General features: G+C 71.3%; 15 protein-coding genes. 10 read left to right on the forward strand and 5 right to left on the reverse strand.

From position 1 onward, the window contains the following. Positions 1-192 precede the first annotated feature (192 nt). Positions 193-669: an SsgA family sporulation/cell division regulator gene (locus ACIOMQ_RS27475; RefSeq protein WP_362205264.1), complete on the forward strand. Its 477-nt coding sequence runs from the start codon at positions 193-195 to the stop codon at positions 667-669. 53 nt (positions 670-722) lie between these two features. On the opposite strand, the gene ACIOMQ_RS27480 is transcribed toward ACIOMQ_RS27475, so the two are convergent. Next, positions 723-2,090 carry an FAD-binding oxidoreductase gene (locus ACIOMQ_RS27480; RefSeq protein ID WP_401988041.1) on the reverse strand — a complete coding sequence of 456 codons (1,368 nt, stop codon included), beginning with the start codon at positions 2,088-2,090 and terminating at the stop codon, positions 723-725. Between the two features lie 97 nt (positions 2,091-2,187). On the opposite strand from ACIOMQ_RS27480, the gene ACIOMQ_RS27485 reads away from it, so the two are divergent. Continuing rightward, entirely contained in the window at positions 2,188-3,942 is a 1,755-nt protein-coding gene (locus tag ACIOMQ_RS27485) for a hypothetical protein (RefSeq protein ID WP_402190788.1), read from the forward strand. 105 nt (positions 3,943-4,047) lie between these two features. Here the strand turns inward: ACIOMQ_RS27485 and ACIOMQ_RS27490 are convergent, their stop codons facing one another. Then, entirely contained in the window at positions 4,048-4,281 is a 234-nt protein-coding gene (locus tag ACIOMQ_RS27490) for a hypothetical protein (protein ID WP_402190790.1), read from the reverse strand. 256 nt (positions 4,282-4,537) lie between these two features. After that, a complete protein-coding gene (hppD, locus tag ACIOMQ_RS27495; protein WP_362205276.1) occupies positions 4,538-5,683 on the reverse strand; it encodes a 4-hydroxyphenylpyruvate dioxygenase in 1,146 nt (381 codons plus the stop codon). Positions 5,684-5,817: 134 nt separating this feature from the next. Between hppD and ACIOMQ_RS27500 the strand changes: the two genes are divergently transcribed. From ACIOMQ_RS27500 to ACIOMQ_RS27535, 8 genes are all read left to right on the forward strand, one after another. Continuing rightward, positions 5,818-6,291, forward strand: a complete 474-nt coding sequence (locus ACIOMQ_RS27500) for an Lrp/AsnC family transcriptional regulator (RefSeq protein ID WP_362205279.1) — start codon at positions 5,818-5,820, stop codon at positions 6,289-6,291. Positions 6,292-6,306: 15 nt separating this feature from the next. Beyond that, positions 6,307-6,954, forward strand: a complete 648-nt coding sequence (locus tag ACIOMQ_RS27505) for an ABC transporter permease (RefSeq protein ID WP_362205282.1) — start codon at positions 6,307-6,309, stop codon at positions 6,952-6,954. Next, positions 6,947-8,236: an ABC transporter ATP-binding protein gene (locus ACIOMQ_RS27510; protein ID WP_401268384.1), complete on the forward strand. Its 1,290-nt coding sequence runs from the start codon at positions 6,947-6,949 to the stop codon at positions 8,234-8,236. The genes ACIOMQ_RS27505 and ACIOMQ_RS27510 overlap by 8 nt, the downstream gene beginning before the upstream one ends. After that, positions 8,233-9,132, forward strand: coding sequence for an ABC transporter permease (locus ACIOMQ_RS27515; RefSeq protein WP_362205285.1), 900 nt, complete (start codon positions 8,233-8,235; stop codon positions 9,130-9,132). The genes ACIOMQ_RS27510 and ACIOMQ_RS27515 overlap by 4 nt, the downstream gene beginning before the upstream one ends. A gap of 130 nt (positions 9,133-9,262) precedes the next feature. Next, positions 9,263-10,153 (forward strand): glycine betaine ABC transporter substrate-binding protein, encoded by an 891-nt coding sequence (locus ACIOMQ_RS27520; protein ID WP_362205427.1) that lies wholly within the window; start codon positions 9,263-9,265, stop codon positions 10,151-10,153. A gap of 108 nt (positions 10,154-10,261) precedes the next feature. Continuing rightward, positions 10,262-10,870 (forward strand): winged helix-turn-helix domain-containing protein, encoded by a 609-nt coding sequence (locus ACIOMQ_RS27525; protein WP_362205288.1) that lies wholly within the window; start codon positions 10,262-10,264, stop codon positions 10,868-10,870. Between the two features lie 29 nt (positions 10,871-10,899). Continuing rightward, positions 10,900-11,097: a hypothetical protein gene (locus ACIOMQ_RS27530; RefSeq protein WP_362205291.1), complete on the forward strand. Its 198-nt coding sequence runs from the start codon at positions 10,900-10,902 to the stop codon at positions 11,095-11,097. A gap of 46 nt (positions 11,098-11,143) precedes the next feature. Further along, a complete protein-coding gene (locus ACIOMQ_RS27535; protein ID WP_402190793.1) occupies positions 11,144-12,559 on the forward strand; it encodes an MFS transporter in 1,416 nt (471 codons plus the stop codon). On the opposite strand, the gene ACIOMQ_RS27540 is transcribed toward ACIOMQ_RS27535, so the two are convergent. Continuing rightward, complete coding sequence (locus ACIOMQ_RS27540; protein ID WP_362205297.1) at positions 12,489-13,277, reverse strand: S16 family serine protease; 789 nt, start codon at positions 13,275-13,277, stop codon at positions 12,489-12,491. The genes ACIOMQ_RS27535 and ACIOMQ_RS27540 overlap by 71 nt on opposite strands. A 48-nt stretch (positions 13,278-13,325) precedes the next feature. Beyond that, positions 13,326-13,967: an IclR family transcriptional regulator gene (locus ACIOMQ_RS27545; RefSeq protein WP_124723277.1), complete on the reverse strand. Its 642-nt coding sequence runs from the start codon at positions 13,965-13,967 to the stop codon at positions 13,326-13,328. Between the last annotated feature and the right edge of the window lie 73 nt (positions 13,968-14,040).

The raw sequence follows: 14,040 nt of genomic DNA on the forward strand, positions 1-14,040 counted from the left end.
TCGAGGCCTCAATACAACGGGTCCACATCTATCAGACAGCCGCCCGCCCCTGGGCCGGTCCAGGGGTTTGGGCCACTTTCCGGTCTCCCGGAAATTTTTTCCAGAAGTCGCGTCATAGTCGGCGGGGAGGGCGCTCTCTCCCTGTGCGGACCGGTCACGGGACCGGCCCACAGGCACCGAGAGGACGTACTCATGCACACCGTCGTGGAACGCGAGCTGGAGCTCAAGCTGGTTCTGTCGCCCGAGCGCAGCATCCCCGTCCCTGCCCGGCTGACGTACCGCACGGAGGACCCGTACGCCGTGCACGTCGCCTTTCACATCGGCTCCGACTTCCCCGTCCACTGGACGTTCGCCCGCGATCTGCTGGTCGAGGGCGTATTCCGGCCGTGCGGCCACGGGGACGTGCGGATCTGGCCGACCAAGGTCGACCGGCGCAACGTCATCTTCGTGGCGCTGACCTCGCCCGACGGCGACGCCCTTCTGGAGGTGCCGTCCGCCGCCGTGGCCGCCTGGGTGGAGCGGACTCTGCGGCTGGTTCCGCCGGGCACGGAGACCGAGCGGCTCGGTATCGACGAAGGTCTCGCCGAGCTGCTCGCGCCGCTGCCGGCCGACGATCTGTGGCTGAGCGACCCGTGGGGGTCGGACGAGTCGCGGGACAGCGACGCATGAGCGGGCACGAGCGCGGGTCCGGACGCGGGCGTGAACGCGCTCCCGGCCGGCCGTCAGAACACCTTGCCCGGGTTGAGCAGCCCCAGCGGGTCGAAGGTCTGCTTGATGCCCCGGTGCAGCTCGACGCCCACCTCGCCGAGTTCGCGCGCGAGCCATTCCTTCTTCAGGACGCCGACACCGTGCTCGCCGGTGATCGTGCCGCCGAGTTCCAGCCCGAGCGCCATGATCTCGTCGAAGGACTCGCGGGCCCGCCGGGACTCGTCGGCGTCGGTGTGGTCGAAGCAGACGACGGGGTGGGTGTTGCCGTCGCCCGCGTGCGCGCAGACGCCGATGGTCAGGCCGTACTTCCCGGCGATGGCGGCGGTGCCTTCGAGCATCGCGCCGAGCTTCGAGCGCGGTACGCAGACGTCGTCGATCATCGTGGCCGGCTTGACGGTCTCCAGTGCGGTGAGCGCCATCCGCCGGGCCTGGAGCAGCATGCCGGACTCGGCCGCGTCCTGGGCGGGGACCACCTCGGTGGCGCCCGCCCCGGTGCACAGCTCGGCGACGGCGGCCAGGTCGGCCGACGGGTCCGGGGTGTCGAAGGCGGCGAGCAGGAGCGCCTCGGTGGTGTCGGGCAGTCCCATGCCGGCCATCTTGTTGACGGCACGGATCGTCGTACGGTCCATCAGTTCGAGGAGTGACGGCGTGTGACCGCGCTCCATGATCCGGCAGACCGCGTCGCACGCGGCGGCCGCGCTCGGGAACTCGGCGGCCAGCACCAGCTGCCGCGGTGGCCGGGGCTTCAGCGCGAGCACGGCCTTGACGACGATGCCGAGGCTTCCTTCCGAGCCGACGAAGAGCCGGGTGAGGTCGTATCCCGCGACGCCCTTCGCGGTGCGGCGGCCGGTGGTGAGCAGGCGCCCGTCGGCGAGGACGACCTCCAGGCCCAGTACGTACTCGGCGGTGACCCCGTACTTCACGCAGCACAGACCGCCGGACGCGGTGCCGATGTTGCCGCCGATGGTGCACGTCTCCCAGCTGGAGGGGTCCGGCGGGTAGCAGAGGCCGTGCTCGTCGACCGCCCGGGACAGCACGGCGTTGACGACGCCCGGTTCGACGACGGCGATCCGGTCGACCGGGCTGATCTCCAGGATCCGGTCCATCTTCACCAGGGACAGCACGACGCAGCCGTCGCAGGCGTTGGCCGCGCCCGACAGGCCGGTGCGGGCTCCCTGCGGGACGACCGGGACGCGCAGGGCCGTGGCCGTGCGCATGACGTGCTGGACCTGCTCGACCGTGCGCGGGAGAACGACGACGGCGGGCGTGCCGGCGTCGCAGAAGCTCGCCATGTCGTGGGCGTAGGAGGCGGTGACGTCCGGATCGGTGATCACGGCCTCGGCCGGCAGACCCGCACGCAGTTGTTCCAGAAGTCCGTTCATGATCCAAGCGTGGCACCGGGGCCCATTGGTGTGAACCCGTCTGCGGCGGCCTTCGCAAGACGCGGTGTGCTCTTCGTACTGACGCAGAGTGATCGGCATGGATGTCATGCCGCAGCAGCCTCCGGAGTCCGCCGCTTCGCCGAAGCCTCCCCTTGAACCCCCCGGAAACGACCTCGCGGCACTGGACCCGGCGTCGTCGGCCGATCTGCCGCCCGTCTCGCTGCGCACGACGCTGCGCAGGGCGGCCATGGGTGTGGTGGCGGGTGCGGTGCTGGTGACGGGTGCGGTGGTGGCCGTGCCGGAGGAGGGGGAGGAATCCGCGCCGCCGCCCGCGCCGGGCCCGGTTTCCCGTGCTCTGAAGGCGGCGGACATGGGCTATCCCGCCTCGCTCTCCGATCTGACGGCGCTGATCGGGGACCGGCAGCAGTGGGTGGGTACGCATCCCGCCGACGCGAAGTCGTGGGCGCTGCTCGGTACGGCCTACGCGGAATGGGGGCAGCGTTCCGCGGACGAGGTGTACTTCGGCCGGGCCGAGGGGGCGTTGAAGCGCTCGCTGAACGTAGAGCCGGGTGAGAGCGGGAACACGGCGGCCTGGGTGGGACTGGCGACCCTCGCCAACGCCCGGCGCGACTTCGCCGTGGCGAAGAAGTGGGGCGAGACGGTACGGGCGCGGCAGCCGAAGCAGTGGACGGTGTACCCGGCGCTGATCGAGGCCTACGACGGCCTCGGCGACTACAAGGCTTCGCGCGCGGCGGTGGCGAGGTTCGCGGCGCTCCGCCCCGGCGCCGCGGCGCTCCTGCGGACGGCGCGGATGTACCGGGACCGCGGCTGGCGCGAGGACGCGCTGGCCGCCGCGCAGGACGCGGCGGACCGGGCCACCACACCGGCGCAGAAGGCGCAGTGCCTGCATCTGCTGGGCGAACTGGCCTGGGAGCGCGGTGAGCCCGAGGAGGCGGTGGCGCAGTACAGCGCGGCGCTGCGGACCGACCGCGCCCACCGCGCGTCGCTCGCGGGCCGGGCCGCGGCGCTGGTGGCGCTGGGCCGTACCGACGAGGCGCAGCGCGACTACAAGGCGGCGCTGGCCGGCCTGCCCCGGCCCGCATACATGCTGGAGCTGGGCGAGTTGTACGAATCGCTGGGCCGGGACGAGGATGCCCAGGACATGTACGCCCAGCTGCGCGAGGCTCTCGCGCGAGGCGACGGCCAGGGCGTGGACAACGCGCTCCTGCGCGGCCGTTTCGAGGCCGCCCACGGGGACCCGGCGGTGGCGGTGAAGCTGCTGAAGGCGGAGTGGGCCCGGTCGCACCGCAGCGCGGCGGTGGCGGACGCGCTGGGCTGGGCGCTGCACCTGTCCGGCGATTCGTCCGCCGCTCTCGCGTACGCGACGCGCGCGGTCGACGCGGGCGGGCGGACCGCCTCGTACGCGTCCCACCTGGGCGCGATCCAGCAGGCGTTGGGGGACTACGGTCCGGCGCGCCGCAATCTGGAGAAGGCCCTGCGCACCAACCCGCACTTCTCGCCGCTGGAGGGCCCGGCGGCCAAGGAGGCGCTGGACTCCCTGGGGAGCCTTCCGGCGGGCGGTCCGGCGGACATGGAGCCCGCCCCGGAGCCCGCGCGGGCGGCTCGGGCCGAGCCGAGGACGCCCGAGCCGTCGGCGTCGCCGCCCTCCGTGCCGGCACCGCAGCCGTCGTCGCCCGCCGGTGGCCCGGCCCCGGTGCCGGAGGCGAGTGCGCCGGCCGCGGTGGCCGAGCCGCGGAAGCCGGATCCGCGGCTGGCGGCGGGGGCGTCCGTCACCGGCAGCGGCGCCCGCGCCCCGGCCCCGGCGGCACCGCAGACGCCGGGCCGCCGCTGACGGTGCGGCGGTTGCGGCGTGCCGTCGGCGGTGGTCGGGTCGCCGGGCGGCTCGCTCCGTGCGGGCCGCCCGGCGTTCTCCGTCCCCGCCCGGAACGTCGTTCGGCTACCGGCGCAGGGTGGCGTGGGCCTCGACCCCGGTCCGCTGGAGCGGTCCGTAGCCCTGGGCGAGCAGTTCGGCGCTGACGGTCAGGGAGTCCTGCGGTCCCACCTGGTGGTCCCGGTGGGCGGAGGAGATGGTGACCGGCGTGGTGTAGGTGCCCTTCGGTTCGAGGTCGACGCTCGGCGTGGGGGTGACGACGCCGACGAGGGTGTGGTTCGGTCCGGCGGCAAGGGTCACGGTGAGGTCGCCGGGGGTGAGCGCGCGTCCGGTGGAGATGACCAGGCGGGTGCCGACGGCGGGGTACTCCGGGCCGTCGGCCGGGTCGGTGAAGGTGACCGTGCCGGCCGCCGACTCACGGTCCCCGCCCGCGGAGAGGCAGCTACGGCGGTGGTCGCAGTCGTCGCCCGGGGACGTGCCCGTCGGCAGACGCGGCCGGTGAACCCGTGCGGGCGGGGCCCCGGGTTCGCCCGAGGCCCCGCCCGCACGCCTGGGGTCAGAGGTTGCCGCGCTTCTCCTGTTCGCGCTCGATCGCCTCGAACAGGGCCTTGAAGTTGCCCTTGCCGAAGCCCATCGAGCCATGGCGCTCGATCATCTCGAAGAAGACGGTCGGGCGGTCCTGGACCGGCTTGGTGAAGATCTGCAGCAGGTAGCCGTCCTCGTCCCGGTCGACGAGGATCTTGAGCTCGCGCAGGATCTCCACGGGGACGCGGGTCTCGCCCGCCCACTCGCCGAGGGTGTCGTAGTACGAGTCGGGGGTGTCCAGGAACTGGACGCCGGCCGCCCGCATCGCGCGCACCGAGGCGACGATGTCGTTCGTGGCCAGCGCGATGTGCTGGACGCCCGCGCCGCCGTAGAACTCCAGGTACTCGTCGATCTGGGACTTCTTCTTGGCGACGGCCGGTTCGTTGATCGGGAACTTGACCTTGAGCGTGCCGTCGGCGACGACCTTGGACATGAGGGCGGAGTACTCGGTGGCGATGTCGTCGCCCACGAACTCCTTCATGTTGGTGAAGCCCATGACGGAGTTGTAGAAGCCGACCCACTCGTTCATCCGGCCGAGTTCCACGTTGCCGACGCAGTGGTCGACGGCCTGGAAGAAGCGCTTGGCGGGCGGCTCGACGATCGGGGCGGCGGCGACGAAGCCGGGCAGGTAGGGGCCCTCGTAGCCGGTGCGCTCGACGAGAGTGTGGCGGGTCTTGCCGTACGTGGCGATGGCGGCGAGCACGACCGTGCCGTGCTCGTCCTTGACCTCGTGCGGCTCGGTGAGGCCGAGGGCGCCGTGCTCGACCGCGTAGGCGTAGGCCGCGCGGGCGTCCGGGACCTCGATGGCCAGGTCGACGACGCCGTCGCCGTGCTCGGCCACATGGTCGGCGAGGAAGCGGCCGTGGTCGGTGGACGCCTTGATGACGGAGGTGAAGACGAAACGGGCGGAGCCGTTGGTCAGGACGTAACTCGCCGTCTCACGGCTGCCGTTCTCCGGTCCGGAGTAGGCGACCAGCTTCATGCCGAAGGCCGTCGAGTAGTAGTGCGCGGCCTGCTTGGCGTTGCCGACGGCGAAGACGACCGCGTCCATTCCCTTCACCGGGAAGGGGTCGGCCTGCCGGGCAGTGTCGGGGGTGGTGTGCAGAGTCTCAGTCATGTCCGAAGGCTCTCGCCGCTTCGCAAGGTGCGCAACAGTTCGCGAATTCTCTGGGCAATCTGCCTAGCGGATCGGGATGATGGCCGGGCTATCTGTACATGATGACCATCACAGCGACCCTCCGGAGGCGCACCATGGCGATCGATCGACTGGACGGCCGGCTCATCGTACTGCTGGCCCGTGAGCCCCGTATCGGCGTCCTGGAGGCATCGCGCCGGCTCGGCGTGGCGCGCGGGACGGTGCAGGCGCGCCTCGACCGGCTTCAGTCGAATGGAGTCATCCGCGGATTCGGCCCGACCGTCGATCCGGCGGCGCTCGGCTATCCCGTCACGGCGTTCGCCACGCTGGAGATCAAGCAGGGTCAAGGGGCCGATGTACGGGCCCATTTGGCCGGTGTCCCGGAAGTGCTGGAGCTGCACACCACCACCGGCCACGGCGACATGCTCTGCCGTCTCGTCGCGCGCTCCAACGCCGATCTCCAGCGGGTGATCGACCGGGTTGTCGGTTTTGATGGCATCGTCCGGGCCTCCACGGCCATCGTCATGGAGAACCCGGTCCCGCTGCGCGTCATCCCGCTCGTCGAGCAGGCCGCGGGAGACGACGACTGAGCCGAGGAGGGGCGTGTGAGCTTCTGGGAGTACCTGGGCAATCGGCACCAACAGCTGCTCACCGACGCGTTCCAGCACGTCAGCGCCGTGTTCCAGTGCATGGTCATCGCCACCGCGCTGGGCATCCTGATCGGGGCCGTCACCTATCGCAGCGGATGGGCGGGGTCGCTGGCCATCACGTCGACGGCGACGATCCTCACCATCCCGTCCCTGGCCGCGATCGGTCTGCTCATCCCGCTGGTCGGGCTGGGCGTCCCGCCCACGGTCGTCACCCTGACGCTGTACGGGCTGCTGCCCATCGTCCGCAACGCCATCGTGGGGCTGCGCGGGGTCGATCCGGCACTCGTCGACGCGGCGAAGGGCATCGGGATGTCGCGGCCGGCCCGGCTGTTCCGGGTGGAGCTGCCGCTCGCCTGGCCGCCGATCCTCACCGGCATCCGGGTCTCGACCCAGATGCTGATGGGCATCGCCGCCATCGCCGCGTATGCGTCGGGCCCCGGTCTGGGCAATGAGATCTTCCGCGGCATCGCCTCACTGGGCAGCGCCAACGCGATCAATCAGGTGCTCGCCGGCACGCTCGGCATCGTCGTCCTCGCCCTGCTGTTCGACGCCGCGTACGTCCTGCTCGGACGGCTCACCATTCCCAGGGGGATCCGTGCCTGAGACCGCCGACTCCGCGACGACCGGATCCGGGAGCACCGCCGCCGGCCGTGCCGGGACGACGAGGACCACCTCCGGCGCGACCATCCATCTGGACAACCTGACCAAGCGCTATCCGGGCAATCCGAACCCGGCGGTGGACAACGTCACGATGGACATCAAGGCGGGCGAGACCGTGGTCTTCGTCGGCCCGTCCGGCTGCGGGAAGTCCACCACCCTGAAGATGATCAACCGGCTGATCGAGCCGACGTCCGGGCGGATCAGGATCGACGACGAGGACGTCACCGACATCGACCCGGTGCGACTGCGCCGCAAGATCGGTTACGCGATCCAGTCGTCCGGGCTCTTCCCCCACATGACGGTCGCGGAGAACATCGCCCTCGTACCGAAGATGGTCGGCTGGTCGAAGGCGAAGGTGCGGGACCGCGTCGAGGAGATGCTCGATCTCGTCGGCCTGGACCCCCGGGAGTTCCACGGGCGCTACCCGCGCGCGCTCTCCGGCGGACAGCAGCAGCGGGTGGGCGTGGCACGGGCCCTGGCGGCCGATCCACCGGTGCTGCTGATGGACGAACCGTTCGGCGCGGTCGACCCGATCACCCGCGACCACCTCCAGGACGAGCTGATCCGGCTCCAGCACGAGCTGCACAAGACGATCGTCTTCGTCACCCACGACTTCGACGAGGCGATCAAGCTGGGCGACCGGATCGCCGTGCTGCGGGAGCGTTCGCACATCGCGCAGTTCGACACCCCGGAGGCGATCCTCACCAACCCGACGGACGACTTCGTCTCGGGGTTCGTCGGTGCCGGGGCGGCGCTGAAGCGGCTCAATCTCACGCGCGTACGGGACGTGGAGATCGCCCAGTTCCCGACGGTGACGGTCGACGACCCGCTCCAGTCGATCTTCAACACGCTGCGCAGCAGCCTGCACAACGAGCTCCTGATGCTGGACCGCAGGAACCGCCCGTACAAGTGGCTGCGGCGCGGCGACCTGATGCGGGCCCGGGGTTCGCTGGCGCGTGCCGGGCAGCTGGTCCACGACACGGTGACGCGGGACGCGACGCTGCACGACGCGCTGGAGGCGGTGCTGACCGACAGCGGTGGACGGGTCGCGGTGACCGGGCGGCGCGGCGAGTTCATCGGGGTCGTCGACATGCACACGTTGATGAACTCCGTCCACGAACTGCTGGAGGCCGACCGGCTCACCGCCATCGAGCACCAGCACGACCTGGAGGAACTCCGCACCCATCGGACCGAACAGGAGCTGGAGGGCGGCGCGGGCGCATGAATCCCACATCTCCGTTCGATCCCGGGCGGGCGCGTACGGCGCGCTCCCCCCGCCGGGTGCCCGCGTCCGACAAGGACCGTCCGCCCGGCGAGTACGACGTCAAGGGCCATGCCTTCCGCGACGAGGAGGAGGAACCCCCGCCGCCGCCGGCGCGGCCCGGACGCCGGATCACCTGGCGCAAGCTGGTCCTGCTGCCGGCCGCGCTCGTGATCGTCCTGGTCGTCACCTATCTGTGGATCACCAGCGTCCACCTCGACTCGATCGCGAGGAACTCGCTCACCGGCGGCAATGTGCAGCTGCGCTGGTGGCAGCATGTGAGGCTGACCGCGATCTCGACGTTCTGGGTGCTGATCATCGCCGTCCCGCTGGGGATCGCACTGACCCGGCGCAGGCTGCGCAGGGGCGCTCCGCTGGTCACCGCGCTCGCCAACGTCGGGCAGGCGACCCCGGCGATCGGCCTGCTGGCCCTGCTGGTGATCTGGCTGGGCATCGGCCCGTCGACGGCGATCATCGGCATGGTGATCTACGCGGTGCTGCCGGTGTTCTCCAACACGGTGGCCGGCCTCAAGGCGATCGAACCGAACCTGGTCGAGGCCTCGCGCGGGATCGGCATGTCGGCGCTGGGGACACTCACCAAGGTCGAACTGCCGCTCGCCGTCCCGCTGATCCTGGCCGGTGTGCGGACGGCGCTGGTGCTCAACGTCGGCACCGCGACCCTGGCCACCTTCGTCGGCGGCGGCGGTCTCGGGGACCTGATCACCTCGGGCATCCAGACCCAGCGGATGCCGGTGCTGGTGCTCGGTTCCGTACTGACGGTGGTGCTGGCGCTGCTGGTGGACTGGCTGGCCTCGCTGGTCGAGGTGGCGCTGACCCCGCGCGGGCTGGAGGTGGGGTGAGATGGGCCCGCGGAGGCGGTGGCCGAAGGGGCCGGGTGCGGGGGGCCGGCGGAAGGTGCGTGCCGGGCTCGTGGGGGCGGTGGCTCTGGCGCTGGCACTCTCCGGGTGCGGGCTGAAGAGCGGCTCGCCGATGGTGGACGACGTGGTGCCCGGATCCGTCGGACAGGGCGATCCGCTGAAGGGCGCCTCGCTGACCGTCACCTCGAAGAACTTCAGCGAGAACATCATCCTCGGCCAGATGATCGGCCTGGTCTTCAAGGCGGCCGGGGCGGAGGTCCTGGACCGGACGAACCTGCCCGGTTCGATCAGTGCGCGCGAGGCGATCGTCAAGGGCGGCGCGGACGCGATGTACGAGTACACGGGCACCGGCTGGATCACCTATCTGGGCCACGCGAAGCCGATCGCCGACCCGTTGAAGCAGTGGCAGGCGGTCCGGGACGAGGACCGGAAGAACGGGGTGACCTGGCTGCCGCCGTCCACCCTCAACAACACCTACGCGCTCGCCGTCAGCAGGAAGAACAACGCGAAGTACCACCTGCGGACGCTCTCCGATGTCGCCGCACTGGCGAGGAGGAGCCCGTCGGCGGTGACGATCTGCGTGGAGAACGAGTTCGCCTCGCGCGACGACGGGCTGCCGGGCATGGAGAAGGCGTACGGGATGTCGGTCCCGGCCGGCAACATCAAGAAGATGGACGCCGGGATCATCTACACCCAGGTTTCGAAGTCCAACTCCTGCCTGCTGGGCGAGGTGTTCACCACGGACGGCCGGATCAAGGCCATGGATCTCGACGTGCTCGTGGACGACAAGCACTTCTTCCCCAACTACAACGCGGCGCCCGTCATCCACACCAGGACCTTCGAGAAGTACCCGGAGATCGCGGGGCTGCTCGACCCGGTCAGCAGAAAGCTGACGACGGAGGTCGCGCAGGAGCTCAACGCGAAGGTGGATGTCGAAGGGCAGGACCCGCACGAGGTGGCGAAGGACTGGCTGCTCCGGGAGGGGTTCATCAGGAAGGGATGACCCCTCCCGGAGCTCCGCCGCCCTCCGTGAGTCCTCCGGCGCATGCCGCAAAGAAGTGGTTGCAAAGACCTTGTTGCAAAGACCGCTTTGCAAGTCTACAGTCGAGTCATGCCCGCAACGGAAGACGGCGGCGACAGCCCCGCCGACGAAGAGAACGTCCACCTGGTCGACGCCCGCACCCTGCGCGGGCTCGCCCACCCCCTGCGCCTGCGGCTGCTGAGCGCGCTGCGGGAGTTCGGCCCCGCCACCGCCTCCGGCCTCGCGGACCGGCTCGGCGAGTCCAGCGGCGCCACCAGCTACCACCTCCGGCAGCTGGCGACGTACGGCTTCGTCGAGGACGACCCGGAGCGCGGCAAGGGCCGCGAACGCTGGTGGCGGGCCGTCCACGCGGGCACCGCCTTCAACACCGGCCGGTTCCTGAGCCATCCGGACCCCGAGGTGCGTGGCGCCGTCGGCGTCGTACTCCACGAGATCGCCACCTCGCACGCCCAGGAGCTGAACACCTGGCTCGGCACGATGCACGAATGGCCCGAGGAGTGGCGGCGCGGCTGGGACGTCAGCGATTTCAAGATGCGCCTCACTCCCGACCTCTCCGCGGAGCTGATCGAGAAGGTCCACGCCCTCTTCGAGAGCTACCAGGACCGGGTGCCGGAAGGCACCGAGGGTTCGGCCCTCGTCCGTACCCATCTGCACGCGTTCCCGCGCCCCACAGACTGACGCGCCCAACAGACTGAGAGGAACCCACCATGCACCCCGACACGCACCTGCAGCTGCACGCCGTCCGCTCCGCCGAACTGCGCCACCAGGCCGACGAGTTCCGCTTCTCACTCCGCGCCCCGCGAAGGGACCTGCGGACCCGACTGGGCTGGACCATGGTCGAGCTGGGCCTGCGCCTGATACCGAACCGGCCCACACCGGCACTCCACTCGCCCCGTACGGCCTAGCACGATGGACGGGGGGAAGAACGCGCGGGACACCACACCCGCGGGCATGCGTGACCGCAGGCCGCTCGCATCCGTGCTGGCAGCCAACTCCATATCCACCGCCGGGACTTCACTCACCCTGATCGGGGTGCCGTGGTTCGTCCTGGAGACCACGGGCAGTGCGGGAAGGGCCGGTGTCGTCGCCTTCTGCGCGACACTGCCGATCGTCGTCTCGGCACTGATCGGCGGGCCCGTCATCGACCGGATCGGACGCCGGCGGGTCTCCGTCACCTCCGATCTGGTGTGCGGCGTCTCCGTCGCCGCCATACCGGTGCTGCACTACGCGGACGCACTGGCGTTCTGGATGCTGTGCGCGCTGATGGCGGTCGGCGGACTCCTGCACACTCCGGGCAACACGGCGCGCTACGTCCTCGTACCGGATCTCGCCGAGCACGCCGGAACCACCCTCGCCCGCGCCGCCAGCCTCTTCGACGCCGTCTCGCGCGGCGCCCGGATGGTCGGGGCGGCGCTGGCCGGCGTACTGATCGCGCTGGTCGGCGCGGAGACCGTCCTGCTGCTGGACGCCGCGACGTTCCTGACGTCCGCGCTGCTGATCGCGTCCGGGGTGCGGGGGGTCCGCGCGGCCGAACCGCGCAAGGCCGCCGAGCCGGTCACGCTGCGGGCGTACCGCACCGAACTGCGCGAGGGATACACCTACTTGCTGGGCAACCGGCTGCTGCTCGCGGTCGTGGTGATGGTCCTCTTCATGAACGGCACCGACCAGGGCTGGAACGCCGTCCTGCTGCCGGTGCACGCCTCCGCCGAGCTGGGCGGGGCCAGGGACATCGGACTGCTCACCGCGCTGTTCGGCGCGGGCGGGCTGACCGGGGCGCTGCTGTACGGGTGGTTCGGCCACCGCTTCTCGCGACGAGCCGTGTTCACGGTGTGCGTACTGCTGTGCGGTGCACCCAGGTACGCGGTCGCGGCGCTGACCGGGACGACGCTGCCGCTGGCCGTGACCATGGCACTGAGCGGCATCGCGGGCGGGATGCTGAACCCGATCCTGACGACGGTGATCTACGGAAGCGTGCCCGACGAGCTCCGCAGCCGGGTCTCCGGGGTCCTCACGGCGGGCGGCGAACTCGCCATGCCGGTGGGCGGTCTCGCGGCCGGCCTGCTGGTGGAGAGCGCGGGCGCGCGGGGTGCGCTGCTGGCGATGGGCGGGGTGTACCTGCTGGCGACGCTGAGCCCGCTGGTGTTCCCGGTCTGGCGCACGATGGACGGGGTGGGGAGCGAGGCCGAAGCCGGGACCGAGGGCGGGACCGAGGCCGAAGCCGGGACCGAGGGCGGGACCGAGGCCGGGGCCGGGACCGAGGCGGCGGGGGCTGCCGTGCCGTCACCGGCCCGCAAGGTCAGCAGCTCGGGACCTTGCGCCCCTGCTCCAGTGCCTGGAGCGAGGACACCGCGCTCTTCAGGGTCGTGACGGGGATCAGCCGGAGCCCCTTGGGCAGCTCGGCGCCCGCCTCCGTGCACTCGGCCTTCGGGACGAGGAAGACGGTCGCACCGTCACGGCGCGCGGCCTGAGTCTTCAGCGACACCCCGCCGACCGCCCCGACCTCGCCGTTCGCCTGGATCGTGCCGGTGCCCGCGACGGTGCGGCCACCGGTGAGGTCGCCGCCGGAGCCGTCGCCGTCGAGCTTGTCGACGATGCCGAGCGCGAAGAACAGGCCCGCGCTGGGGCCGCCCACATCGGCGAGGTGCAGGGTGACGTCGACCGAGCCCTTGGGCTTGCCGAGATAGTTCAGGGCCGCGTCGACGGCGGAGTTCTGCGACTTCCGCATGTCGTCGAGGTTGTGCTGCTCGATCTCCTTCTCGGAGCCGCCGGTCGGGTAGACGGATTCGCGGGGCAGGACCGCCCGGTCCGTCCGGAACCAGCTGTCGATCACATCACCGGCACCGACGTCGGCGGTGGGCCCGGTCGCGACGATCGTCGTCATCCGCAGCTCGCCCCGGGTGGTGCGGGTGGGCGCGCCCTTGATGCTGATCACAGGAGTGCCGTGATCGCTCCCGAGCACGTTCGCGGTCGTGCCCGGCTGCGCCAGCGTGAACGGCAGCGGCGCGAAGGCGGCCACACCGAACAGGGCGACTACGGGCAGGGCGCACAGGGCGAGGGTGCGGGGGCGCGAGAGACGAGTGAGCACCCGCCCAATCTAACCACCGGGGCGGGTGGTGCGGGCCGTGCCCCGGCCCTACCTCAGCGCGTCCGCCACCTCGCGGGCCGCGTCCACGACCCGGGGGCCGACCCGCTCGGGTACGGAATCGGCGAGCATCACCACGCCGACGCTGCCCTCGACCCCGGTCACCCCCACCAGCGCGGCCGCCGCCCCGCTCGCCCCGGCTTCCAGCTCGCCGTGGGTGAGGGTGAAGGCGGTCTCGCCCACCGGTTTCTGGCGGGCGGCGAGGATCGCGCGGCCCGCGGCACCCCGGTCCAGCGGGTGGCGGAACCCGGCCCGGTAGGCCACGTGGTAGTCGGTCCAGGTCGGCTCGACGACCGCCACCGCCAGCGCGTCACTGCCGTCGACCAGCGTGAGGTGGGCGGTGGCCCCGATGTCCTCGGCGAGGGACCGCAGCGCGGGCAGCGCGGCTTCCCGTACGAGCGGATGCACCTGGCGGCCCAGGCGCAGCACGCCCAGGCCCACCCTGGCCCGGCCACCCAGATCACGGCGCACCAGGGCGTGTTGCTCCAGGGTGGCGAGCAGGCGGTAGACCACGGTGCGGTTGACGCCGAGTTTGTTGGACAACTCGGTGACGGTCAGGCCGTGGTCGGTGTCGGCGAGCAGCTTGAGGACCCGTAGTCCCCGGTCGAGCGTCTGGGAGGTCTCCGCGGTCACGACGCCCTCTCCTCTTGTGGTGAGCGGCGGCGGCTGGTTCCCACGGAATGTGCGCCGCCGGTCCCAGCGGCGA

This window comes from Streptomyces sp. NPDC087845 (assembly GCF_044742755.1).
In the GTDB taxonomy this organism is placed as follows: Bacteria; Actinomycetota; Actinomycetes; order Streptomycetales; family Streptomycetaceae; genus Streptomyces.

Bases quoted from the DNA above. Each gene is read 5' to 3' on its own strand.
- ACIOMQ_RS27525 (WP_362205288.1), top strand. From the start codon at position 10,262: ATGCCCGCAACGGAAGACGGCGGCGACAGCCCCGCCGACGAAGAGAAC.
- ACIOMQ_RS27475 (WP_362205264.1), top strand. From the start codon at position 193: ATGCACACCGTCGTGGAACGCGAGCTGGAGCTCAAGCTGGTTCTGTCG.
- ACIOMQ_RS27515 (WP_362205285.1), top strand. From the start codon at position 8,233: ATGAATCCCACATCTCCGTTCGATCCCGGGCGGGCGCGTACGGCGCGC.
- hppD (WP_362205276.1), bottom strand. From the start codon at position 5,683: ATGACTGAGACTCTGCACACCACCCCCGACACTGCCCGGCAGGCCGAC.
- ACIOMQ_RS27500 (WP_362205279.1), top strand. From the start codon at position 5,818: ATGGCGATCGATCGACTGGACGGCCGGCTCATCGTACTGCTGGCCCGT.
- ACIOMQ_RS27520 (WP_362205427.1), top strand. From the start codon at position 9,263: ATGGTGGACGACGTGGTGCCCGGATCCGTCGGACAGGGCGATCCGCTG.
- ACIOMQ_RS27530 (WP_362205291.1), top strand. From the start codon at position 10,900: ATGCACCCCGACACGCACCTGCAGCTGCACGCCGTCCGCTCCGCCGAA.
- ACIOMQ_RS27480 (WP_401988041.1), bottom strand. From the start codon at position 2,090: ATGAACGGACTTCTGGAACAACTGCGTGCGGGTCTGCCGGCCGAGGCC.
- ACIOMQ_RS27535 (WP_402190793.1), top strand. From the start codon at position 11,144: ATGCGTGACCGCAGGCCGCTCGCATCCGTGCTGGCAGCCAACTCCATA.
- ACIOMQ_RS27485 (WP_402190788.1), top strand. From the start codon at position 2,188: ATGGATGTCATGCCGCAGCAGCCTCCGGAGTCCGCCGCTTCGCCGAAG.